This window comes from Chryseobacterium paridis (assembly GCF_016595215.1).
GTDB lineage: Bacteria > Bacteroidota > Bacteroidia > Flavobacteriales > Weeksellaceae > Chryseobacterium > Chryseobacterium paridis.
On sequence record NZ_JAENHK010000010.1, the window covers coordinates 2,047,044 to 2,069,863 of the forward strand.

24 protein-coding genes are annotated in these 22,820 nt (G+C 33.7%); 8 read left to right on the forward strand and 16 right to left on the reverse strand.

All coding sequences use genetic code 11. From position 1 onward, the window contains the following. Window positions 1–13: 13 nt before the first annotated feature. The 3 genes from JHL15_RS18745 to JHL15_RS18755 all read right to left on the reverse strand — a co-directional run bounded on the left by JHL15_RS18745 (window position 14) and on the right by JHL15_RS18755 (window position 3,606). Complete coding sequence (locus JHL15_RS18745) at window positions 14–997, reverse strand: pyruvate dehydrogenase complex E1 component subunit beta (protein WP_200248238.1); 984 nt, start codon at window positions 995–997, stop codon at window positions 14–16. Between the two features lie 110 nt (window positions 998–1,107). Then, a complete protein-coding gene (locus tag JHL15_RS18750) occupies window positions 1,108–1,527 on the reverse strand; it encodes a DUF2147 domain-containing protein (RefSeq protein ID WP_200248239.1) in 420 nt (139 codons plus the stop codon). 150 nt (window positions 1,528–1,677) lie between these two features. Beyond that, window positions 1,678–3,606, reverse strand: coding sequence for an LTA synthase family protein (locus tag JHL15_RS18755; RefSeq protein ID WP_200248240.1), 1,929 nt, complete (start codon window positions 3,604–3,606; stop codon window positions 1,678–1,680). A gap of 88 nt (window positions 3,607–3,694) precedes the next feature. Here JHL15_RS18755 and JHL15_RS18760 point away from each other — a divergent pair, with 88 nt between their 5' ends. The 5 genes from JHL15_RS18760 to JHL15_RS18780 all read left to right on the forward strand — a co-directional run bounded on the left by JHL15_RS18760 (window position 3,695) and on the right by JHL15_RS18780 (window position 6,825). Next, entirely contained in the window at window positions 3,695–4,393 is a 699-nt protein-coding gene (locus JHL15_RS18760; RefSeq protein ID WP_200248241.1) for a CDP-alcohol phosphatidyltransferase family protein, read from the forward strand. Window positions 4,394–4,483: 90 nt separating this feature from the next. Then, window positions 4,484–5,248 carry a 3'-5' exonuclease gene (locus JHL15_RS18765; protein ID WP_200248242.1) on the forward strand — a complete coding sequence of 255 codons (765 nt, stop codon included), beginning with the start codon at window positions 4,484–4,486 and terminating at the stop codon, window positions 5,246–5,248. A 3-nt stretch (window positions 5,249–5,251) separates the two neighbouring features. Beyond that, window positions 5,252–5,650 carry a putative signal transducing protein gene (locus JHL15_RS18770; protein ID WP_200248244.1) on the forward strand — a complete coding sequence of 133 codons (399 nt, stop codon included), beginning with the start codon at window positions 5,252–5,254 and terminating at the stop codon, window positions 5,648–5,650. Between the two features lie 72 nt (window positions 5,651–5,722). After that, the gene (locus JHL15_RS18775; RefSeq protein WP_200248245.1) at window positions 5,723–6,328 is read left to right on the forward strand and encodes a fumarylacetoacetate hydrolase family protein; all 606 of its coding nucleotides are present in this window, start codon (window positions 5,723–5,725) and stop codon (window positions 6,326–6,328) included. Window positions 6,329–6,387: 59 nt separating this feature from the next. Beyond that, entirely contained in the window at window positions 6,388–6,825 is a 438-nt protein-coding gene (locus JHL15_RS18780) for a universal stress protein (protein ID WP_200248246.1), read from the forward strand. Window positions 6,826–6,904: 79 nt separating this feature from the next. Here JHL15_RS18780 and JHL15_RS18785 read toward each other — a convergent pair whose 3' ends face one another. Then, on the reverse strand, window positions 6,905–7,138 hold the full coding sequence (locus tag JHL15_RS18785) for a DUF6341 family protein (RefSeq protein ID WP_200248247.1): 234 nt from the start codon (window positions 7,136–7,138) through the stop codon (window positions 6,905–6,907). Between the two features lie 42 nt (window positions 7,139–7,180). On the opposite strand from JHL15_RS18785, the gene JHL15_RS18790 reads away from it, so the two are divergent. After that, window positions 7,181–8,086, forward strand: a complete 906-nt coding sequence (locus JHL15_RS18790) for a DUF6427 family protein (RefSeq protein WP_200248248.1) — start codon at window positions 7,181–7,183, stop codon at window positions 8,084–8,086. 8 nt (window positions 8,087–8,094) lie between these two features. Next, window positions 8,095–8,679: a DUF3109 family protein gene (locus tag JHL15_RS18795; RefSeq protein ID WP_200248249.1), complete on the forward strand. Its 585-nt coding sequence runs from the start codon at window positions 8,095–8,097 to the stop codon at window positions 8,677–8,679. A gap of 63 nt (window positions 8,680–8,742) precedes the next feature. Here JHL15_RS18795 and JHL15_RS18800 read toward each other — a convergent pair whose 3' ends face one another. From JHL15_RS18800 to JHL15_RS18855, 12 genes are all read right to left on the reverse strand, one after another. Then, window positions 8,743–9,426: a hypothetical protein gene (locus JHL15_RS18800; protein ID WP_200248250.1), complete on the reverse strand. Its 684-nt coding sequence runs from the start codon at window positions 9,424–9,426 to the stop codon at window positions 8,743–8,745. 114 nt (window positions 9,427–9,540) lie between these two features. Then, a complete protein-coding gene (locus JHL15_RS18805; protein WP_200248251.1) occupies window positions 9,541–10,875 on the reverse strand; it encodes a trigger factor in 1,335 nt (444 codons plus the stop codon). Between the two features lie 140 nt (window positions 10,876–11,015). Beyond that, entirely contained in the window at window positions 11,016–11,597 is a 582-nt protein-coding gene (locus JHL15_RS18810; RefSeq protein ID WP_200248253.1) for a hypothetical protein, read from the reverse strand. Between the two features lie 18 nt (window positions 11,598–11,615). After that, window positions 11,616–14,009: a TonB-dependent receptor gene (locus JHL15_RS18815; RefSeq protein ID WP_200248254.1), complete on the reverse strand. Its 2,394-nt coding sequence runs from the start codon at window positions 14,007–14,009 to the stop codon at window positions 11,616–11,618. Window positions 14,010–14,250: 241 nt separating this feature from the next. Beyond that, on the reverse strand, window positions 14,251–14,607 hold the full coding sequence (locus tag JHL15_RS18820; RefSeq protein ID WP_200248256.1) for a hypothetical protein: 357 nt from the start codon (window positions 14,605–14,607) through the stop codon (window positions 14,251–14,253). Window positions 14,608–14,689: 82 nt separating this feature from the next. Beyond that, window positions 14,690–16,627: an ABC-F family ATP-binding cassette domain-containing protein gene (locus JHL15_RS18825; RefSeq protein ID WP_200248258.1), complete on the reverse strand. Its 1,938-nt coding sequence runs from the start codon at window positions 16,625–16,627 to the stop codon at window positions 14,690–14,692. Between the two features lie 159 nt (window positions 16,628–16,786). Beyond that, window positions 16,787–18,091 (reverse strand): T6SS phospholipase effector Tle1-like catalytic domain-containing protein, encoded by a 1,305-nt coding sequence (locus tag JHL15_RS18830; protein WP_200248260.1) that lies wholly within the window; start codon window positions 18,089–18,091, stop codon window positions 16,787–16,789. A 146-nt stretch (window positions 18,092–18,237) separates the two neighbouring features. After that, window positions 18,238–18,915 (reverse strand): response regulator transcription factor, encoded by a 678-nt coding sequence (locus JHL15_RS18835; RefSeq protein WP_200248262.1) that lies wholly within the window; start codon window positions 18,913–18,915, stop codon window positions 18,238–18,240. Next, complete coding sequence (locus JHL15_RS18840; RefSeq protein ID WP_234047811.1) at window positions 18,899–19,600, reverse strand: sensor histidine kinase; 702 nt, start codon at window positions 19,598–19,600, stop codon at window positions 18,899–18,901. The genes JHL15_RS18835 and JHL15_RS18840 overlap by 17 nt, the downstream gene beginning before the upstream one ends. A 62-nt stretch (window positions 19,601–19,662) precedes the next feature. After that, on the reverse strand, window positions 19,663–20,286 hold the full coding sequence (locus JHL15_RS18845) for a hypothetical protein (protein ID WP_200248264.1): 624 nt from the start codon (window positions 20,284–20,286) through the stop codon (window positions 19,663–19,665). 6 nt (window positions 20,287–20,292) lie between these two features. After that, window positions 20,293–21,021: a hypothetical protein gene (locus JHL15_RS18850; protein ID WP_200248266.1), complete on the reverse strand. Its 729-nt coding sequence runs from the start codon at window positions 21,019–21,021 to the stop codon at window positions 20,293–20,295. Between the two features lie 200 nt (window positions 21,022–21,221). Further along, the gene (locus JHL15_RS18855) at window positions 21,222–21,842 is read right to left on the reverse strand and encodes a DUF5715 family protein (RefSeq protein ID WP_200248268.1); all 621 of its coding nucleotides are present in this window, start codon (window positions 21,840–21,842) and stop codon (window positions 21,222–21,224) included. 216 nt (window positions 21,843–22,058) lie between these two features. On the opposite strand from JHL15_RS18855, the gene aqpZ reads away from it, so the two are divergent. Then, a complete protein-coding gene (aqpZ, locus tag JHL15_RS18860) occupies window positions 22,059–22,775 on the forward strand; it encodes an aquaporin Z (RefSeq protein ID WP_200249218.1) in 717 nt (238 codons plus the stop codon). The last annotated feature ends 45 nt before the right edge of the window (window positions 22,776–22,820 follow it).

Genomic DNA, 22,820 nt, shown 5'->3' on the forward strand with positions numbered 1-22,820 from the left:
CGGAAGTTTTTCTCTATGATTTAATATACATCGCATTTTTAATTTCCTCTTTTACTTTCTCAAGTTTAGGGAACCATTCTGCAAATAAAGCCGCTGAATAAGGAGCAGGAGTATCAGGAGTAGTAATTCTCTTGATAGGTGCATCCAAATAATCGAAAGCTTTTTGCTGAACCATATATGCAATTTCAGAAGAGATAGACGCAAATGGCCAAGCTTCTTCTAAAATAACCAGTCTGTTTGTTTTCTTAACAGAATTTAAAATAGCATCGTAATCTAATGGACGAATCGTTCTAAGATCGATCACTTCTACAGATATACCTTCTTTAGCTAAATCTTCAGCAGCCTGAATAGCCACTTTCATAATTTTACCAAAAGAAACTAAAGTAACATCTTTCCCTTCTTTTTTGATATCTGCTTTTCCGATAGGTATGTAGTATTCTTCTTCAGGAACCTCCATCTTATCGCCATACATCTGCTCAGATTCCATAAAAATTACCGGATCATTATCCTGAATTGCTGATTTCAACAATCCTTTCGCATCATAAGGATTAGAAGGTACAATTACCTTAAGTCCCGGACAGTTTGCGTACCAGCTTTCAAAAGCCTGAGAGTGTGTAGCTCCTAATTGTCCTGCAGAAGCAGTAGGACCACGGAAAACAATTGGACAGTTCCATTGTCCTCCACTCATCTGACGGATTTTTGCCGCATTGTTAATAATCTGATCAATTCCTACCAAAGAGAAATTGAATGTCATAAATTCTACGATGGGTCTGTTCCCATTCATTGCTGCACCTACTGATATTCCAGTGAAACCAAGTTCAGCAATTGGTGTATCGATTATTCTTTTAGGACCAAATTCATCCAGCATTCCTTTTGAAGCCTTATAAGCACCGTTGTATTCTGCAACTTCCTCCCCCATTAAGTAAATGGATTCGTCTTTACGCATTTCCTCACTCATTGCCTGTGCAATTACCTCACGAAAAGTATATTCTGCCATATTTCTTTGAAAAATTTAGAGTACAAAAATAGTGTTTTTTTATTACACACATAATAAAAACGACATCTCATTTAAATGAAATGCCGTTAATTAATTTTATTTAAAACTGATTAGTCTACTTTTTCCCAAGTTTGGGTTTTTCCGATCAGTGATATTCCAATATATCCTTTTACTGTAAGCTTGTCTCCATTTCTGGTAGCAAAACATTTGTAAGTCTTACCATTTTTAGGATTGGTAATTGTACCACCATTGAACTCATCCCCATCTTTTTTAAGACCTCTGATTACTTCCATTCCTAAAATAGGCTTATCTTTTCTATCATCCTTACAATCTACACAATTCGGATTCTGAGGCTTTATCAATAACTGAATTACCTTACCGTAATACTTTCCATCAGTCTTTTTAAAAATCTCTACAATGGATTTAGGTTTTCCAGTTTCATCGTCTATTGTTCTCCATTTGCCTTCTATTTGTGCAAAAGACATTACACTTGCTAAAGAAAGTGCCAGGGTAAATAATAATTTTCTCATATGCTTGTTATTTTAATTTTGATACAATATTTTCGTTATCTATTCTCTGTTAAAAATATAAATTAATTTTAAACAAACAAAAATATTTGTTATCCTAGGCATATATAACAAGAGACATACCAATTCTGAAAATTAAACACTTGTTAAATTTTAATTGAGTTTACGGTTGATCACTCTATCCATATAATCCTGATACCATGCTTTTGCAATTTCTTTTCCTTTTTCGGTTTCAGGAGTATTTAAATGATCTACAAGGTTTTTTTCTAATCCTAAATCTGTTTTATCATAAATGCCAACTACATTTTTGCCATCAAAACGATAGATATAGTTCCCGATGATAAACTGCTCTACACCTCCATCTGAGTTAGCAATGATAGCAGGATATTGTTTCTCACTTACCAGGCTTCTCCCCCAGCTTCTTATTCTTTTATTATAACCTATCAAATCAGCCAAAGTTGGATAGATATCAATTTGCTGTGCGACCTCCTGATTCACTCCTTTCAATTGATATTCAGGATTAGGAGAATATAAAATAATCGGAACTGAAAAACGGTTCATACTTTTTTGATATTCCGGATAATAGATCTCGTTCGTATGGTCACCTGTGAAAACAAAAATAGTATTATTGTACCAAGGCTGTTTTTTAGCTGTCTCGAAATATTTCTTTATGGAATAATCTGTATACTGTATAGGCTCATGCATTTGATTCTTGCCTTTTTTAAATTTCCCCTGATACTTTTCAGGAATTTTAAATGGATGGTGAGAAGAGGCTGTAAAAACAGTGGCCATAAAAGGTTGTGTCTTCCCCACATTTTTAGCAAAATATTGTAAAAAAGGCTCATCCCAGATCGCCCACATTCCATCAAAATCGGCATCGTTATTATATTCAGTTTTACCAAAATAATGTTTAAATCCTAAAATATTCCCGAAACCAAGGAATCCCATTGATCCATTTGGAGCTCCGTGATAGAAGGAAGTATCATACCCTAAATCATTACAAATAGAAACAATAGATTGTATTTTCTGATTAGAATAAGGAGAGCTTGTAAAAGCATCTGTAAGACTTGGAATCCCTGCCAGAACACTACTCATCCCATGAATAGATTGTCTTCCATTCGCAAAAGTGTTAGGAAAGATCAAACTTTGATCCGCAAGACTATCAATAAACGGAGTGTAAGAAACATAATCTTTTATATTTTTACCTCTATTAAATGCTCCTGAATATTCTCTACTGAAAGACTCAACAATAAAAATAACAATATTGGGACGATTGGCAACCTTCCGGTCATACTGCTTGTAGGGTTGGATATTCTCATTGATAAATTTTTCATCAACAAAATGAACTTCTTTAAAACTATTGGTTCCCAATGTTCTGAAAAATGAAAATGTACTGTTCAAGACCAGATTTCCCTGAGATGGAACTTTCACAAAGCGATTAGCATCCACGAGATTAATCGGTCTTGTGCTGTGCTTAAAATCCCCACGAATACCTCCTACTACCAATACAGTAATACCACAAAGAGAAAGGATAGATAAAATAAAGTAAGGGATCAGTTTTACTGGCTTACGTTCTGTAACTTTTACCCTTTTATAAAGAAAAATCCATAACGCCATTAAAACCACAAACCATATTAAAACAAATGGGTTCTGTGCAATAGAAGCCATAAATACTTTACCAATATTAGATTCATGTTCTGCAACCTGAAATGCAGCAGATGTCAGTCTTGTTTGCGCAAATTTAAAGTATATAAAGTCACCAAAATTCATTGCATAAGCAATTCCATTTGTAATAAAGTAAAGCCAGAATAAGACTTTCTGATATACCTTCTTTGTATTGATAATAATAGGAATAAGGCTTAACAAAATAAACAAAGAATTTACATACAAAATTGCAGTCGTATCAAAGGCGATCCCATGAAAGGATAGGCTGAAATAGTCTGAAACAGATTCTACTTTAATGAGATCTTTATTAAAATACCAGAATAGAAATCTGGCGATCTGATAAAAAACATATGCCAAAAAAATTCTGTATAATAGTACCAGAACTTCTTGTTTTCTAAATTCTTTAAAAAATTTCATTCGGCAAATTTACATCAAATTCGTATTACTGTATTTTTTAGTCAGGAATATTTTGATACAGAATTTTTAAAAATGTAATTTTGTGTCTATGAATTTTATCAAAAACAATCTTGCCAACGCATTAACTCTAGGAAATTTGTTTTCCGGCTGCGTGGGCGCGGTTCATCTTGTTTTAGGTGATTACCACACTACTGCTATTTGTCTTATTCTTTCTTTGGTTCTGGACTTTTTCGACGGTTTTGTTGCCAGGGCTCTAAAGGCTAATTCTAATCTTGGAGTTCAGCTTGATTCACTTGCAGACATGGTAAGTTTTGGTTTTATTCCTGGATTAACAATGTTTGTTGCACTTTCGAATAATGTATACACCGATATTCCGTGGTATGCTTATCTGGGATTTTTAATTACAGCATTTTCATGCCTGAGATTAGCTATATTTAATCTCGACGAAGATCAGAAGTATTATTTCAAAGGACTTAATACACCGTCCAATACCATTTTAATTTTTGGATTATACTATGCTTTCAAAGAAACTCAAAGCTTTGATTTTATATTCAGCAATTATTATATGATGATCGCTTTAACCGTCATCTTCTCATGGTTCTTAGTAAGCCCAATAAAAATGATCGCGATGAAATTCAAATCAATGAAATTAGAGGACAATTATCCAAAACTTGTTTTATTGATCGGGGCGATTATAATTTTAATAATATTTAAAACTATTGGAATTCCGATAGTCATTATTTACTATATCTTAGTATCATTATTATTTCAAAAACAACTTAAATAGATATAATTTTTGAGTGATCAGTTATATGCAATGATAGCATTAAATTAAATCAACTCATAATTCATAACTTTCAACTTATAACTTTACTACATGAATTTAAAACTATATAAACCTCTATGTATTTTTGACCTTGAAACAACAGGAACGAATATCGGAAAAGACAGAATTGTTGAAATCTGTATTTTAAAAGTAAATCCTGATGCATCAAGAGAAAGCAAAACATGGCGCATCAATCCTGAAATGCCTATCCCTCTGGAATCCAGCCAAATTCATGGGATCTATGATGAAGATGTTAAAGATGCTCCTACTTTCAAATCAATCGCTTCTAAAGTGATGGAAATGATTTCCGGTTCAGACCTAGGTGGTTTCAATTCTAATCGTTTCGATGTTCCTCTTTTAGCAGAAGAATTATTGCGTTCAGAAATTGACTTTGACCTTAATAAATTCAAACTGGTGGATGCACAAACTGTTTTCCACAAAAAAGAACCGAGAAACCTGGGAGCAGCATACCAATTCTATTGTGGTAAAACTTTGGAAAACGCCCATTCAGCTGAAGCAGATGTAATGGCTACTTTCGAAGTTTTGGATGCCCAGGTTGGAAAATATGATGATGTTCCGAATGAAATTGCAGCTCTAAGCGAGTTCACATTCCATAATAAAAATGCAGATTTAGCAGGGTTTATTGGGTTCAATGAAAAAATGGAAGAAGTATTCAACTTCGGTAAATACAAAGGACAGGGCGTAAAAGCTGTTTTCCAAAAGGACTTAGGATATTACGGTTGGTTGCAAAATGCTGATTTTCCATTATACACAAAGAAAGTCTTTACAAAAATTCAATTATCAAGTAGATTCTAAAATATGTCAAACCTGACTCGTTTTAAGTTTTATGAAAATGCCCTAGAAGCTAACAGAGACAAACAAATCTTAGCAGAAAGAGGCATTCAGAGTTTTATTGCTAATGAGCAACTTATTCAATCGGATTGGTTACTCTCTCAGGCCGTAGGTGGAATCCAGTTACAGGTCTTTGAAGAAGATATAGAAAAAGCAAAACAGGCATTAGAGGATTATAAGGAAAATGAAAAATACTCTTTAGAAGTAGAACATACTATAGAAGATCCAGAGTTTGATTTCGTATGTCCGAAATGTGGTTCAAATCACATTTATAGAGATGATAGTGCTACCAGCTTTTTTGGCGTTTCAATTTTAACAAGTCATAAGTTTGTTTGTTATTATTGTGAAAATGAGTTTATGCATTAAAAAAGATTCAATTAAATAAAAGGGATTAATAATAGACTGTTTCATCCCACGTAATGACAAAATAAAAAGAATATGAAAATTATCTGCATCGGAAGAAATTATAGTGAGCATGCTAAGGAATTAGGAAATGAAATTCCCGAAAAACCAGTTATTTTTATCAAACCTGATACTGCCGTTTTAAAGGGTAATGATTTTTATCTGCCGGAATTCTCTAAGGATGTGCATTATGAACTGGAGGTTGTTTTGAAGATTTCAAAAGGAGGAAAGTATATTCAAAAAGAATCTGCAAATAAACATTATGACGAAATCAGTTTAGGAATAGATTTTACAGCCAGAGACCTTCAGTCTGAGCTTAAATCAAAAGGTCTTCCATGGGAGCTTGCTAAAGGTTTTGATGGATCTGCAGTAGTGGGAAACTTCTTTAAAAAGGAAAATTACGATCTTGAAAATCTGCAGTTTTCATTATTACAGAATAAAGCAAAAGTTCAGGATGGAAACACAAAAGATATGATTTTCACTTTTGATGATATCATTGCATTTGCTTCTCAATACTTCACATTAAGGGTAGGTGATCTTATTTTCACAGGAACTCCAAAAGGGGTTGGTAAAGTAGAAGAAAATGACATCATGGAGGCGTTCCTTGAAGAAGAAAAAATACTGGATATCCGAATATTATAAGTATTTAACAGCCTATTTTACATTTTTTTCGTTATCTTTAGTTAACAAATTTAAAGGTTATGATAAACATTGTATTGCCCGTAGATTTTGGGGATAAAACGGAACAACTTGTAGATGGTGCCATAAAATTTGCCAAAGAGGTAAATGGTAAGATCCATCTTATCCATATCGCACCTACAGACATTGGCTTTGCCATTGGAGATATGGGATTCCAGTATTTTCCTGAAGTTGAAGAAAATGAAATAAGAGAAGAATTGGTACAGCTCAACAAGCTTGAACAAAGGATCATCTCCCATGATGTAGAATGTGAACATCTTTTAAAGCAGGGCATTGCCAAAGATATCATCCTGGAATATGCTAAAGAAAAAAATGCCAATTACATTGTAATGGGTTCCCACGGAAGAAGTGGAATTTATGATGTTTTTGTAGGAAGTCTGACAAAGGGCATAACAAAGAGCTCGACCATTCCTGTCTTGGTACTTCCTATTCATGAATAGTAAAAAGTAAATTTTAATCGTTATAAAAAAGCCGATCAAATATTTTATTTGATCGGCTTTTTACTATATAACCAATTAATTAACCTTCTTTTTTATAGATACTAGGATCGTAGTAAGGATGTTTACCCTCTGTAGGAGAATAATAGTCTTTATCTTTATCACCCCCTAGTGTCACCACTAGAACGTAACACCAATAGGTGAATAGCACGCAGCAAACAACAAATAGAATCCAGTTTAATACATTTCCAAAGGTATCAAAAAAACCAAAAGACCATTTGAAAACTTTGCTTAAGAATAGAAAGAAAGACGTCATTATTTTCCTTTTTTAAATTAACTTTGTACAAATTTATAAAAAATGTTTAAATTACTTTCAAAAGAAAGCAATATTTTTTCAATTCCTGTTTATATTGGTTTTCTTCTTTTAATAGTAATAATATTTAACATACTGAATTTCAACACTTATGAAGCAATTGTTGCAGGGATTACATTTTTAGGAATTGCTCTGGGATATTTTTGCTTCCACAGCATTGCGCTTAATTATCAAACCCACCTTCCTTTATTTCTGTATTCTTTTTTCGTTTTCGGACTTTATCCCGGAAATTTAGATATTGGAATTGCGGTTTCTCTTCTTACCAATTCCTTTCTTTTGTTACTTCTTACGAGTGCAAATGAAGACACACGGAAAAAATCATATGTATTAGTAGGAGCCATCGTTGCTTTAAATTTTATTTTTCTACCGACAACCTGGCCCATGGCTGTTTTTGTAGTTGTACACGTTATTGCAACTTCTGAAAGAATCAGTTTAAATATTTTCAGATTTTTACTGGGGATTGTCCTGATCGTTTTTGCTTACTTCTCTGTGATGTTTTTCTTAGATTTCACGACCTGGAATCTCGATTATTTCCCATTTGGAAAGATGAAATTGATAACAGACTACACAGGCATAATTCCTTTAATACCGATCGCATTGATGTTGATCTATGCAGTGTATGATCATTTCAAAAATTACAATAAAAAGAGCCCGATAAGCAGATATAAATATACATTCCTGCTTGTCTTTTCCCTGGCTCAGCTGGTTACTATTATTCTCTATATGAATAAGAGTTACGAATATTTACTGCTCCTGGCATTTCCTTCAAGTATTATACTGAGCAGGATGATGCGTTTTTTACCCAAATACTGGATGCAGGAAGTCGGCTTATGGCTGATTATTATTAGTTTGGTTACCTTTAAAATAGGTACATATTTTAATTTATTTTAAAAAAGATTATGATTCAGATAGACGATAAATTAATTTCTGAGGAAATATTTTCCGAAGATTTCGTTTGTAACCTTACAAAATGTAAGGGTGCATGTTGTGTAGAAGGAGATGTAGGAGCTCCATTAGATAAAAATGAGCTGGAAATTTTAGACCGCATTTTTGACAAAATAAAGCCCTACCTTACAAAAGAGGGGATAAAGGCCCTTGAAGAGCAGGGAACATGGACAACAGACCCTTCTGATAACATGTATGTAACACCAATGGTAGAAGACCGAGAATGTGCTTATGTTACCTTTGATGAAAAAGGGATTACAAAATGTGGAATTGAAAAAGCTTATGAAGATGGAGCTGTTGATTGGCAAAAACCGATCTCATGCCATCTGTATCCTATCCGTATTACAGAATACTCGTCCTTTACAGCTTTAAACTACCACGAATGGTCTGTATGCAGTGACGCATGTACTCTTGGAAAAGAATTACAGGTTCCTGTTTATAAGTTCTTAAAAACACCACTGATAAGAAAATACGGCGATGAATTCTATAATGTTTTAAGTGATGCCGCTGAAGTATGGAAAAAAGAATATGGAAATTAAAAAAAAACCGCAGATCGATCTGCGGTTTTTTTTTAAATAGTTGATACTTTAACAATTAACAGATTACTTAAAATCAGCATCTGTTACTCCTGAGTTAAGTACAATTTTAGTTGTTTTAATAATTACTTTCTGTCCATTCCCTTCTGCATCTATTTCTCCTGGGAATTTTAATCCATCTACTGTCATGTAGCTTTTTACAATAGCAGTCCCTTCTTTTGATTCTGATTTATATAATAAACCTGTGCTTGCATCAAAAAAGTATTTCCCTTTATCAGAAGACAATACATTATAATCCTTCCCATCTATTTTTTCAACATTTACAGTTTGAAAACTAGCAGGATCATATCCTAATGCATCAACTGTTTTGCTTTTCTTAAGATCAGCAATTTTATCAGCAGGGATATCCATTTTTTGGCCCATCTGGTCAAAAGTTCCTTTTTCACCATCAAAAACCTGCGTCATCTGTTGCCCCATTACAGTTTGTACAGATTTGAATTTATTACCCATCTTTTTTGTACTCATAGAAATATCCATTCCCTGAACAGTTAATGAATTATCGATGATAGTAGTTTTTATCGCCTCTAATTTATCTCTACCTCCTAAGGCTTTAAGATAATTATCAATTACATCTTTAGGTGTTAATTTCGACTTGGTTGCTTCTGTTTTTACAGCAGTTGTTTTTTGCTGTGCTGCTACTGAAGTGGAAAAAAGTACGGCACAGAAAAATGGAATGATTATCTTTTTCATATATTTAATTTAATACGTAAATATAGGAATATTGATTGATATAGAATCTATGATTTTCGCAACAAAAAACCACCAAAAATTGGTGGTTTTAAATATTTATATCTTAAAAAGAAATTACTTTTTAAGTTCTTCTAAAAATTCGTCGTGAGAAATTGCAGTTTCTTTTTTGCTAGCTTTTTCAAGAATTACATCTTTTAGTTTAGTCATAGCTACTTCAGAAGAAATTTGTCTTACCTGCTCCTGGTCTTTCAACATTTCAACAGCATATTTCTGAACTTCCTCATCTCCTAAATGGTGAATTCCATAGATAGCCAATTGGTTTCTTACTAACTGCTCAGCTTGTGCAAGAACATCAGCGTAATCCAACTTGATATCATTATCATTCATCAATTTACCTTCGATGATCTGGTAGCTCAATTGTTTTTTCTCAGCTTCTAAGATTTCTTTTGCCTGCTCTTCAGATTGGATATTCTGATTAGAGAATAATAACCATTTTACTAAGAAAGTTTCAGGAAGTTTTACTTCTTCTTTTTCTGTAATTTGCTCAAGTACTTTGTTTACAAAGTGAACATCAGCATTTTGTTGGAAATACTCATCTAATTCAGTCTTCACTTTATCTTTAAGCTCTTCTTCAGACTTGATGTTTCCTTCTCCGTATACTTTATCAAATAAATCCTGATTAAGTTCTGCTAAGTTTAAGCTATAGAAATCTTTTACTTTAACTTCAACTTCAGCATGGTGTAGATGCTCAACTTCTTCTTTAGTAAATCCTAATTCTTTAGCTAATTCTTCATCACCAGCAAGAGTTTCTTTAGAAACTTTTACAGATCCATCCATTTTCAAAGCTTTAACTAATTTGAAAGCTTCTTTGTTTTCAGCAGTAATAGTAGCATTCTTTGGGTGGTGGTGGTGTTCTCCTTCAGCATCCTCTTCCACTACCTGAGAAATTTCTAAAGCAACATAAGAATCTTTAGTGATCTTATCTTGAGGAACTTGCTCAGCGAAACGCTTTTGCATGTTTTCAATGCTCTTAGTGATTTCTTTATCAGAAGCTTCTACTTTATAGTGAGGAGCTTCATATTTAGTTAAATCTATTGTGAATTCAGGCTCATACCCTACTTCAAAAGCAACTTCCAGTTGATCTGCATTATGATTGAAATCATTTACAGGCTGAGGAACAGGCTGGCCAACTAATCTTAACTTGCTTTCGTTTACATAGTTATTTAAAGCTTCAGAAACTTGCTTGTTGATCTCTTCGAATGCAATACCTGCTTCATATTGTTTTCTAACCATACTTAAAGGCACTTTTCCTTTTCTGAATCCAGGAACTTGCGCATTTTTAGCATAATTAATCAACTGCTTCTCTACTTTGTCTTTGTAGTCAGATTTTTCCAATGTTACAGTAAGTAATGCACTTACGTCATCATGGTTTTGTGCGGTAACCTTCATTATTGATTAAAATTTTAGGTTGCAAAAATATGAAATTTTTATCAAAATAAACTACTAAAGATCAATTCTTCGGCATCAAATATTTATAAATAAAAAACCACTGAAAATTTCAGTGGTTTTTTATTGAGACTTTATTATTACTAGTTGCTAATTTTATAAGTAGCCTGAGCATCAGTTTCTCCTCCTGTGTGGGATCCGAATACAACTCCATTTCCACTTACTGAAGAAGCTTCGGAAACAGATACTGCCTCATGATATAAAGTCAAAACAAGCTGACTTTCTGTGGATGCATTTTTTACCGCTTTATTTACCACCCATTTAGTTTTGAGACCTACGCGTTTTCCATCTTTTCTTGTCTCCGCATCAGTACGCGTTAATGCGATATCAGAGTTCGGAAAATTAAACACTAAAAAGTGTGCATCTATTGCATCTTTAATTTCCTGTGTAGCATCCTCTTCTCCATTTTTGAAAATAACTTCAACATTATAAGTATGCGTGTCTATTAGCTTAACATTTGGATTAGTTGTACTATTTACCTGATAATCATAAATTACCGGAACACCAGTAGCTACATCTGTTACTTTTAGCAATACATCTGAAAGCTCTTCCTGAGGAAGATCATCAGATTCATCATCGCTACGGTTACAAGAAGTTACGCTTAAAGAAAAAGCGATTATTAAAAGTCCTAAAATTAATGTTGTATTTTTAAAAATATTTTTCATTTTTTTGATTTTGAATAATTAAAATTGATATCTAAGAGTTAGTATAAAATTTCTCCCCATTTCGTTGGAGAAATAGCGCAACCTATTTAAATAGTCTCTATAAGCGCTATCGAATACATTTCGAACGGAGAAGTCAACTCCGAAGTTTTTAGACAGGTTAACACCTGCTTGCAGATTCCACAGAGAATACGCTTTTGGCGGAGTAGAAATATCTACTTCTTGTTTGTAAGCATTTCCATCTGTATCATATCTGGTAATTAGAATATTGTAAATTGGAAATCTTGTTTGTTTTAAAACAGTATTATTACTTACATTAAAATAAAAGTTATTCCATTCTTTTTTATTGAATTCCAATGAATTATTGAAATTAGGAGGCATCATCATAATCAACGGAACATCATGCGTTAGATCCTGTCCATATACATATGAAGCACTTCCTTTATATCCTAAATTATTATTGATTTTGAGTGCTACATCTACATCTACACCATACATTCTGGCATCGATCTGTTGATACCCATACACCACAAAATCTCCACCCCATTGCGTATTACGGTAACCGGTAGGCACCTCATTAATGAAATTTTTAGTATAAAAGAAATAAGGATTTACTGAAAGATTTAATCCACCAAGAACATTCAATTTTGCATCAGCAATTAAATTGAATTGATTCCCAGTCTCACTTTTAATTCTCATATCCCCTTCTTCTATAATTGCTGCTGAGTGGTGAAGACCGTCTGAAAAAAGTTCAGCAACATTAGGAGATCTTGCAACTCTCGCATAATTAAATCTCAGGTTAAAATTATCTGATGGATGAAAAGTAACCCCAACATTAGCAGAGACATTATTGTAATTTAACTCTGGCTTTGTAAGAATCCTGTTTTGATTAATTCTTACAACAAAGCTAGAATAATCTGCCGCGTATAATTTATTCCAGTCACTAAGGTCATACCATTTAGTCACTTCATAACGATCAAAATCATATCTGGCACCTGCTTCTAAATCCAATTTTGGCAAGACTTTATATTTGAATACAGAATATATCCCCGCATAAAATCTATCATAATTAGGAACAAGACGTCTGGCTTCTGTATCAGGATTAGAATAATTGTTTTGATAACCGCCATTAATTCCGGTCTCAAGATTCCATTTTGACCTTTCAATAAGATGGTTAATATTTAAATCATTGGTGATCAGCTCTAAATCCAATCCTGGTTTTTTGCTTAATTCTTCAGTTCGTCGGATATCATATTCCTTTCTATGATTATACTGAAAACTATAAGTAGCCGTAATCTTCCCAAAATCCTTGAACCTCTGATAAGCAGAAATTTTAGCAATATGATGTTCTATATCCTGTCGGGGATTATCAATATCATAACTGAAAGCTCTTTTATAAATAGGTTCCTGACTGGAAAGCGCTTCATATAAATCTTCAGCAGATCCTACATGTGAACTTCTCAAAATTCCAATAGAACTATTCGTTAAATAATAGTCAAATGAAATTCCCCTATTAAAAGTGAGTTTCTGAACACCAAAGTTAAATCCGGAATTCTGAACGCCAGTATTCATTAATCCGTAACCAGGAGCATCGAGATCACCTAATTTTTTAAAGCTTCCATTCGTTTTAACTGCCCAACCATTTTCCCAGGTCTTAGCCAATTTAACGTTAAGGTTCGCACCCCTTCCATTGGATATTCCCGAAAGAGAAACTGCTCCCATTAATGTATCTTTCTTAGGTAAAATCTGTGGTTGTAAAACTACTACGCCTCCTATAGCACCACTTCCGTATTTTAGAGCTGAAGCCCCTTTGATCACATCAATATGTTCAAAGTTGTTAACATCTACATTTGGAGCATGTTCTACTCCCCATTCCTGTTCTGCCAACTTTACTCCATCATTTAAGATAGCAACCCGACTGCCATAAAGGCCATGAATAACCGGTTTTGCAATATTATTTCCTGTTTTAAGGACATTAACCCCGGAAATATTAGTAAGCAGGTTTCCTAAATTCTCAGTAGCATTTCTTGCTAACACCACTTTATCCAGTGTTTTCACTACCATGCTGCCATTATTCTTATGGCTCCCATGAATAGTCACCGTTTCAATATCCTGAATATGATGTTCCAGAATAATAGTTAAGTGAAGATCCTGATTAACTCCTATATTTTCAGTATAATCATTACAATCAGGATGTTTAGCAATGAGATTATAGGATCCCGCAGGAATTTTGTTGAATAAAAACTTACCCTTTGCATCTGTTTTAGCAGTAAAGTTCCCTATTTTCACAACAGCATTTTCCAGCATGCTTTTATCATGAAAATCCTGAACAGTTCCTTCAACTGTGTAAGTTTTTTGTGCGTTTGTTAATACCAATCCACAAAAGATTAGTAATAAGCTATATATCAATTTCATTGTAAATAGATAGATTGAGTACTTCAAAAAGTACGTTTTCGTAAAAAGTTTGTTGCTTTATTTTTTGTACAGTTTAAAATTGTACAAAGTAAAATGTATCATGTATTAATGTTAGTACATTTCTACGAATACATCCGGCAGCATTATTCTCAATCAACTTAATGATCCTAATAGTTCAATTTTCTATTAAGAAGTCATGTAAGCTTTATAAGCATAAGACAAATCCGATAAAATCTATGAATTATGAAATTGTGGGCGGTCCCCGAAGTTGAAAAGTAAATTTAGTCTGAGACCAGATGATCTCCTGAACTGTAATAATCTGTTTTATTTCCTGAGTATACCCTTCAAAAGAGAAACTAAATTCTTCGGGCACTAAGGTATTACCAGTAGCTAAGAAATGACAAGCCAAACAATCGCCGGCTTTTTCCTTAGCTACATTTTTTGTAATGGTATTGTCTGATTTTTTAAGATTGAAAATTTTAAAGTTATCTACCGGATCATGGTGGTGAAAACTCTGAGAAAACAGGGCAAGAAAATAAATCCCAAACAAAAGTCTTGAGATAAAATTCTTAAATTGTCTACTTTCTCTAAAAATCATGCATCAAAAATAACAATAATAATTGTAATTATTCAATAAAAAATAATAGCCTACATTAAATCATGTGACTGCATGTTACAGTTTACTCCAACTGAGAAGCCAAATGCTCCCATTCCTGTAAGGCAAGTTCAAGATCGGCTTTTACTTTATTGTATTGTTCCAATGTATCATCAGAAGGGTTTTCTTTCGCAAAAGAGGTTTCCATTTCTTCAGACTTTGTTTCCAGTTCTGAAATTCTCTCCTCTACTTTTTTTATTTTATTCTGGATATTCTTCTGCTCTTTACTTACAAAACCAGATTTTGATTGAGATACTGTTTCTACTTTTTCTACTACCTCTGCTTTAGGCTTTACTTCTACCTTTACATCATCATGAAGCTTTGCTTTCTCTGCAGATATCTCCCTAATCGTTTCTTTCTGTCTGTATTCAAGATATTCGTTGATATCTCCTAAAAACTCCTTCATTTTCCCATCACGGAATTCAAAAATCTTATCACAAAGTCCTTGTAGGAATTCCCTGTCGTGAGAAATTACGATCAACGTACCTTCAAACTTCTGCAATGCAAGTTTGATAATCTCCTTAGACTGGATGTCAAGGTGATTGGTTGGCTCATCCATAATCAAGGTATTGAAAGGACGCAACAATAATTTACAAAGCGCAAGACGGTTTCTCTCCCCTCCTGAAAGTACTTTGGTTTTCTTTGTAACAGCCTCTCCCTGAAACAAGAACGATCCTAAAAGATCTCTTACTCTTGGTCTTGTTTCTTCTGTCGCAGCATCCTCTGCCTCTTCCAAAACAGTTTTGTTTGGTGTTAATACTTCTTCCTGATTTTGGGCAAAGTATCCGATATTTACATTGTGACCTAAATTCCAGGTTCCGGTATAATCTTTAATTTCTCCGGCAAGAATTTTTGCTAAAGTCGTTTTACCTTGTCCGTTTTGGCCTAAAAGAGCAATCCTGTCTCCACGTTGAACAATAAAATCCACATCATTGAAGATCTGCTTATTTCCGTATGCTTTTCCTAATTTTTCAGCTTCAAAATTAACTTTCCCAGGAACAACAGACTGCACAAATCGGATATTGAACTTGGAAACGTCATCGTTTTCTACTTCAATACGCTCTACTTTATCCAGTTTTTTTATCAAGGACTGAGCAAAAGCTGCTTTAGAGGCACTTGCACGGAATTTATTAATTAATTCTTCGGTATGTTTTATTTCAGCATCCTGGTTCTTTTTAGCCTGGATCAGTTTTTCTTTTCTATCTTTTCTTAATTCAAGATATTTGGTATAATCAGCTTTGTAATCATCTACTTTCTTGTTGTTAACGTCAAAGGTTCTGTTACAAACAGCCGTCATAAACTGCTTATCGTGACTTACCAATACAATAGCTCCCGGATAATCTTTAAGGAAGCTTTCCAGCCATATGATAGATTCCATATCAAGGTGGTTGGTAGGCTCATCGAGAAGCATAACATCATTTTTTTGAAGAAGCAGTTTTGCCAATTCAATTCTCATTCTCCAACCTCCGGAAAACTCATCCGTAATTTTCTTAAAATCATCAGCTTTGAATCCTAATCCAAATAATACTTTCTCCATATCACCTTCCAAGTTGTAGGCATCATGGTGCATTAAAAGATCATTCAGCTCAGTCATTCTATTGATTAGATCAGTATACGCATCACTTTCATAATCTGTTCTTACAGTCATCTGGTGATTTACTTCTTCAAGCTCATTTTTCCATGCATTGATTTGTTCAAAAGCCTGCATGGTTTCATCCCAGACAGTTCTTCCTTTTACAAAATCCAGATCCTGCTTTAGAAAACCGATTGTAATATTTCCATCAGGCACAACATTTCCTTCGTAGAATGTAATTTCTCCGGAAAGCATCTTCAATAAAGTGGATTTTCCTGCTCCATTTTTACCTACCAAACCAATTTTATCATCCCTTTTAATGGTGAAATTCACATTTTGAAACAAATAGTTTCCCGAATGATGTAACCCTAGACCTTGAACCGAAAGCATTTAATGATATAATTTAAGAATTAATACTGAATATTTTTCGGGTGCAAAAATACGGAAAAAGAAATGAATAGACCAGAAATAAAAAAGCTCCTCATTTGAGAAGCTATATTACATAAGAGAAAACTGAAAAAAAATACAAATATTTAATATATAAGATTATTAAATTAATATAGAACGGGACCAATCATCATTATTTGGAATATTACTTCCGTAGGCAAAATCTGTAATCACCACATCATCCAGTATATGCATTTCGGGATGAGGATTATTGACTAATGATTTACTCGGAACATTTAAACTGTTATTGATCATCTCTGCATGCATCGAGTCTGTGGATTTTTGAAGATTTCCTTTTTTATACAAACCAAAGTTGGCAGAGATATGAGTGTAGTCAGCCAGTTTTTTATAATCATAAAAAGGCTTCGTTTGTGGAGTTAGATTACTGATATATTTTGCCAGAGACAGGTAAAACGTCCCCAAGAAGGAATGCTTGTCATCAATTTTGAAATTGGTTTCACTAAAATCTGTATTAAAAATCGGATGTATAGCATTCGTTTGCATTACCATTAACTTTCCGTAGACTTTCGACAGATCATTGTATACCATTTCTCTTTCTACATATCCCTGAGAAAGAACCTCCCCTTTATCTATATGAAAATTTCGCAGCACAGGATCCCAAATTTCATTTCCCTCAGAATCCTTTGCAGTATCCTCAATATTGGAAACATAATCATTGACATCCGAAACATCAAAATAACTATTGGAAACATATACAGACTGCGAACTATCCAGATATCCGCCGCCAATGTCAGCATGAACGCCCGGAACAAAAATTTCTTTCCATACAGAATTTCCAATGATCAACTCTGAATCTATTTTACTCCTGGATTCTTCAAAGAAACCGGTTAGCGGGAAAAAATATCGGCATTCATTTACTGCACATATTTGAAGGGCATTTTCTATACCCGGCAGTAAGTTTACATTATAATTATTGAAGGGGGCAGATTCTACAGTATCAAAAGCTCCCAGAAATCTTACTTTTATTTTTCCTGATATTAATGAACCTGCTTTTAGTAATTCATGACAAAAATTTCTTGCCAACATAGCTCCTCTACCAAAACCATATACATAAAACTGATATTCATTCGTCTTATCCTTCATTTTTTCATCAATAAAAACATAAGCCTTTCGAAGTTTATCATCCGAGGAATATCCCGAACATCCGGCAGGGTTTTTACAGGTCGCTTTGGCAAAGTCACTATCCTCAGCGCCGGTTACCGTCCCTATTCCTTCAATATATATTTTTTCATTCCCGCTGAATAATTCAAAAAGTTTATAAATATTGGTAGGTACAGCATGATAGCTTTCATAGTCGGTTAATATCTCTTTCCCTGAAGTTGCATTAATTCCGTTATTTCCAGTTCCATCGAAAAAAATGCCAATAGATATAATATTATTTTCCATGGTAACAATTTTTATGTCATTATCGATCTCTTCTAATGGGTTGCAAACCCAACTATCTGATCAGATAACATCTCAAAGTAACCATGAAAAAACTAAGATTAGTAGAGTAAAAGCTACCAAATTAAAAATTCCGTATTTCTACGGAATTATATTTTTTCAAGCGAATAAATATTGTTGATAATAGCATAGATTACAATACCAACTGTATTTTTGGCACCGATCTTTTCCAGTACCCGTTGCCTGTGGCTTTCCACGGTTCGGGGACTGATAAAAAGTTTTTCTGCAATCTCATTATTGGTATATTCCTGACAGATAAGCTTTACCACATCTTTTTCCCGTTCAGAAAGCTCATCCTCCATTTCGAATAAAGATTTCTTTTTACTGGAACTATTCATATAGGTAAACAGCATCTGATGGTCTTCAGCTGTAAAGTAAACACCATTTTTGAATACCATCGTAATGGCATCAATAAATGTTTTCTTGTTTGAATTCTTCGGAAGAAAAGCAGACACTCCAAGTTTTACCATATATCCCAAAATAGAACTTTTATAGTGGGAAGAAAGAATGATTATTTTAAGATCAGGGTATTTTTCTTTTAGAATTCCTACCAGCTCAAAACCGTTCATCGGTTGCATCTGTACATCAACCAATGCAATATCCGGAAAATCATTTATTGAAAAATCTTCTAAACTTTTTATAAAATCGGGTCCGTTATCTGCTGTAAGGTTGACGAGTATATTTTGTTCATTAGATAATAATAGTTTTACCCCTTCCAGAATTAACTGTTCATCATCTATTAGCGCTATTTTAATCTTGGAGCTCATTATTACATGGAATTTTAATGATTAAACGACTTCTTTTATTCAGTACATTTTTCCATTTATGCATTGCATTGATGGATTTTACCCGGGACTCAATATTTTTAATCCCCATCCCTTTTTTCACCAGTTCATAATCAAACCCCTGTCCGTTATCTGAAATAATCGCTACTGTACTGTTTGGATAATCTTTAAGATAAATCCAAAGTTGAGTAGCTTCAGAATGCTTGATAACATTGGTAGTAAATTCTTGTATAATTCTATACAATTGAACTTCTATGAATATATCTTTCTTTTTATAACCCGGAGCTACGTGTAACGAGATATTAATTTTATGAGACAGGTTTGCAATTAATTCTTCTATATACAGGACAAGCCCTACTGACTCCAGATTCACCGGGTATAAGGAATGAGATATTGTTCTTGCAGAATCTATTAATGCAGACATCTGTCCGTAAATATTTTTTTTGATCAGCTCATCTCCTTTGGTATCCAGATTATTTAACCATAAGGAAAGTATGTTGAGACGATTCCCCATGTCATCGTGAATCATTACTGCAATTCTCTTTCGCTCCTCTTCCTGTGCCTTGATATTCTCCAGTACAAGGTTTTTCTGATAAAGAACTTCTGCTTCATGTTGTACATTTTGTTCTTTTATAATCCTGTTTACAAAAGTTTTGTAAGCAAGCAAAATAAATAATACAATAACTGCTATGGTAACAATTATCAGTATTAAAAAATCAATATGTAAGGTTATTTCTTTAATTTGATAAAAGTATATATAAATGAACCATACAGAATACTTGACAGTATGTTGTTGGTTCCTAAAATTGCATAGTAATTATCCTCTGATAAAGAGGCTATCTGATGCTGGATAATAAAAATAAAAACAGAAACGGAATAATAAAAAAAGATGCAGGCATCTACCAGTGTAAACCGATTGATCACTTTACTGTTCTTAATCTGCTGTAATAAAGTATATCCTGCAAAACAGACAATGATGATGTTGGAAGTTACTTTTACAACATCATCATTAAAATAAGTTTTAGAAACCTTATTCATTATTAAAAAGCCAAGTGCCAATATCGCTAAGGGAATCAGTCCATATTTTGATATCCCTAACTTCCTAATGAATAAACTTGTCAACAGGAAAAATTCGCCAGCTATATAAATCGGATACAGAAATGAGGTATCTTTATAATGAAGGACAACTGTTAAAAAATTGGTAGCAGCTTCTATCAGTAATAAAAATCCAATATAGAATACATATTGTTTTTCTTCCTTTCTTAAAGCAGAATATTTTGCAATTCCAAAAATAAAAGAAATAAGAAGTAAAAAATTTGTGATCCCCCAGGTAGTGATGAAATAGCTGTGCATTTTATTTTATAATTGACAAATAGGAGGACATGGTCTTGACCAATCGTAAGTATTGGAGATCACTTCCACGCTTCCTGTATTTTGTAGATCCTGGTAAAAAGAGATAAAAATCAATGTTACCAATGTTCTTTGATAGATTTCTGAAAATTTAATTCCAAAAGAACACACAATATAGCTAAGTCCTTCTTTTGGTGGGTTTAAATCTTCGGAAGGAACATAAAATCTTTTAAAAATTCTTGTTCCTTTAAATTCGTCACATTCTCTGTAAAACCAGGTAGATCCTTCATCTCTCCAAAGCTCTATAGCGGCCACTGCTTTGTCCTGTTCCATGATAGGCATATTTGCTACAGGAAAATACATATCTGCAGTTTGATCTACTCTTTGCAGATCTTTAGAAAGAACAGCATTTTTTACTAAGGTGTATCCCTTTGTTTCTACCAATGTAAGATTTGTAGTCAGCTCTGCAAGGATACTATAAGGATATTCATTTACAGAAATTTTCTGTCCGTTTGCTTCAAGAGGGCAAAGAATAAGCACTAGTTGACTCTTATAAACCCCCATTTCAGAACAGAAATCTTTGCATTTATTATTTTTTTTCACCCACTCGATCTGGTCTAGTGAAAGGGTAAAAACATAATTGGGAGGAATCAGTTTTTGTATTGTTGAATAATCCTTAGAACTGGTATCCCAGGCAGCGATCGCAGCGGCATACTCTTCTCTGTTTAAAATTGTCATATTTACATGGTTTTAGTTGCATAAAATTATACAAACTAAACAACGTATGCAAATACCTCACTAATAATTGAAGATTTATTAATGCTATTTAAAATAAAACAATATCCACTCTGAATTTTTCATCAATACCACAATTTATCTATAACATACGCATATGGATATTGCATTCTTCACACCTTCAATTCTATAAAAAATAATGATCAATAATTTCTTACAGTGACGTGATAGCAACTTTGTTGTCTTTCTTTTATGTAATAGATTCTTCCGGCATTAGCGTAATACCTTAAGACTTTTTCTAAAGCAATCTCCATTTTAGGATTATATTTGAGAACATCATTAAATCTTACGTAAGAGATATCAAAAGAGTTTCCATAATTATGAGAACTGATTCCTAAAGAGGCATTAGAATTCACCCTTCTCAATCTGCACTGATCTTCCAGCGTTCTTGTTATTGATGAAACTGTGAAGGTATGTCCTTTCGTTTCTTTGCTAAATTTAGCACCCATTTTTTCAAGCGTTGTTTTAGCTTTGGAAACCATATATGGCCTGCTGTAATCCAGTTTCTGAACACGATATCCTTTTCCCGCCTTCTTTATTTTATGGAATTTTCCGTTGCTGATGTATTTCTGAACCGTTTTAGAATCCTTCAGCAATTTAACACCAAAGCTTTTGGATGCATCGAGATGGGGTTTGTATAAAGCAGTAGGTTCTACTTTCAGAACTTCTGTAAGATCATAACAAGATCCTATCTTTTTCGATGATTGCGCATGGTGAAAACAGCACATAAAACATCCAAAAATTAGACACAGAAACTTTTTCATTCGCAGAGCTTTTTAATTTAAAAACGAAAATAACCATTTATGTGATACAATTCAACGCTAGGAGATGTATCATTAAAACATATTATTCATCAAATCCTCAATTAAATTAACACATTCACACTTGTTGATCAAATTAATTTAATTCTTTTTAAAAATTAATTTGAAAATTTGAAATTTAAACTATAAATTTGGTTCAATATAAAAATAAACATTATGATAAAAAAATTTTTTGCTGAATTTTTCGGCACATTTTGGCTTGTTTTTGGAGGTTGCGGAAGCGCAGTTTTTGCTGCCGGAGTTCCCGATATCGGAATCGGACTTTTAGGTGTTGCTTTAGCATTTGGTTTAACTGTTCTTACAATGGCTTATGCTGTAGGCCATATCTCAGGAGGGCACTTCAATCCCGCAGTTACCTTTGGGCTTTTAGCCGGAGGAAGATTCCCATTCAAAGATTTGATTTCATACATTGTAGCACAATGTTTAGGAGCGATTGCAGCAGCAGGTTGTCTTTACATCATCCTGAATGGTGCCGGAGCATTTACCGCTGAAGGACCTGGCGCCTTTGCCACGAATTTTTATGATATGCCAGGCTATCATAACAGAAGTTATTCCATGCAGGCAGCTTTCTTAGCAGAATTTCTATTGACCGCATTCTTCCTTATCATTATTATGGGAGCTACAGATAAGTGGGCTAACGGAAAATTTGCTGGAATTGCTATCGGTTTTGCTTTAACGCTTATCCATTTAATTTCTATTCCTATTACCAACACTTCTGTAAATCCGGCAAGATCACTTTCCCAGGCTCTTTTCGTAGGAGGTGCTGCGATGTCTCAACTTTGGTTATTCTGGGTAGCTCCAATCCTCGGTGGAGTTGCAGGCGGATTAATTTACAAATTTTTACTTCAGCGATCGGATAACGAGGTAGCTGCCTAATGAAAAATATATACACAAGAAATCCTGTCATTGCTGACAGGATTT

Bases quoted from the DNA above. Each gene is read 5' to 3' on its own strand.
- JHL15_RS18745 (WP_200248238.1), bottom strand. From the start codon at position 997: ATGGCAGAATATACTTTTCGTGAGGTAATTGCACAGGCAATGAGTGAG.
- JHL15_RS18750 (WP_200248239.1), bottom strand. From the start codon at position 1,527: ATGAGAAAATTATTATTTACCCTGGCACTTTCTTTAGCAAGTGTAATG.
- JHL15_RS18755 (WP_200248240.1), bottom strand. From the start codon at position 3,606: ATGAAATTTTTTAAAGAATTTAGAAAACAAGAAGTTCTGGTACTATTA.
- JHL15_RS18760 (WP_200248241.1), top strand. From the start codon at position 3,695: ATGAATTTTATCAAAAACAATCTTGCCAACGCATTAACTCTAGGAAAT.
- JHL15_RS18765 (WP_200248242.1), top strand. From the start codon at position 4,484: ATGAATTTAAAACTATATAAACCTCTATGTATTTTTGACCTTGAAACA.
- JHL15_RS18770 (WP_200248244.1), top strand. From the start codon at position 5,252: ATGTCAAACCTGACTCGTTTTAAGTTTTATGAAAATGCCCTAGAAGCT.
- JHL15_RS18775 (WP_200248245.1), top strand. From the start codon at position 5,723: ATGAAAATTATCTGCATCGGAAGAAATTATAGTGAGCATGCTAAGGAA.
- JHL15_RS18780 (WP_200248246.1), top strand. From the start codon at position 6,388: ATGATAAACATTGTATTGCCCGTAGATTTTGGGGATAAAACGGAACAA.
- JHL15_RS18785 (WP_200248247.1), bottom strand. From the start codon at position 7,138: ATGACGTCTTTCTTTCTATTCTTAAGCAAAGTTTTCAAATGGTCTTTT.
- JHL15_RS18790 (WP_200248248.1), top strand. From the start codon at position 7,181: ATGTTTAAATTACTTTCAAAAGAAAGCAATATTTTTTCAATTCCTGTT.
- JHL15_RS18795 (WP_200248249.1), top strand. From the start codon at position 8,095: ATGATTCAGATAGACGATAAATTAATTTCTGAGGAAATATTTTCCGAA.
- JHL15_RS18800 (WP_200248250.1), bottom strand. From the start codon at position 9,426: ATGAAAAAGATAATCATTCCATTTTTCTGTGCCGTACTTTTTTCCACT.
- JHL15_RS18805 (WP_200248251.1), bottom strand. From the start codon at position 10,875: ATGAAGGTTACCGCACAAAACCATGATGACGTAAGTGCATTACTTACT.
- JHL15_RS18810 (WP_200248253.1), bottom strand. From the start codon at position 11,597: ATGAAAAATATTTTTAAAAATACAACATTAATTTTAGGACTTTTAATA.
- JHL15_RS18815 (WP_200248254.1), bottom strand. From the start codon at position 14,009: ATGAAATTGATATATAGCTTATTACTAATCTTTTGTGGATTGGTATTA.
- JHL15_RS18820 (WP_200248256.1), bottom strand. From the start codon at position 14,607: ATGATTTTTAGAGAAAGTAGACAATTTAAGAATTTTATCTCAAGACTT.
- JHL15_RS18825 (WP_200248258.1), bottom strand. From the start codon at position 16,627: ATGCTTTCGGTTCAAGGTCTAGGGTTACATCATTCGGGAAACTATTTG.
- JHL15_RS18830 (WP_200248260.1), bottom strand. From the start codon at position 18,091: ATGGAAAATAATATTATATCTATTGGCATTTTTTTCGATGGAACTGGA.
- JHL15_RS18835 (WP_200248262.1), bottom strand. From the start codon at position 18,915: ATGAGCTCCAAGATTAAAATAGCGCTAATAGATGATGAACAGTTAATT.
- JHL15_RS18845 (WP_200248264.1), bottom strand. From the start codon at position 20,286: ATGCACAGCTATTTCATCACTACCTGGGGGATCACAAATTTTTTACTT.
- JHL15_RS18850 (WP_200248266.1), bottom strand. From the start codon at position 21,021: ATGACAATTTTAAACAGAGAAGAGTATGCCGCTGCGATCGCTGCCTGG.
- JHL15_RS18855 (WP_200248268.1), bottom strand. From the start codon at position 21,842: ATGAAAAAGTTTCTGTGTCTAATTTTTGGATGTTTTATGTGCTGTTTT.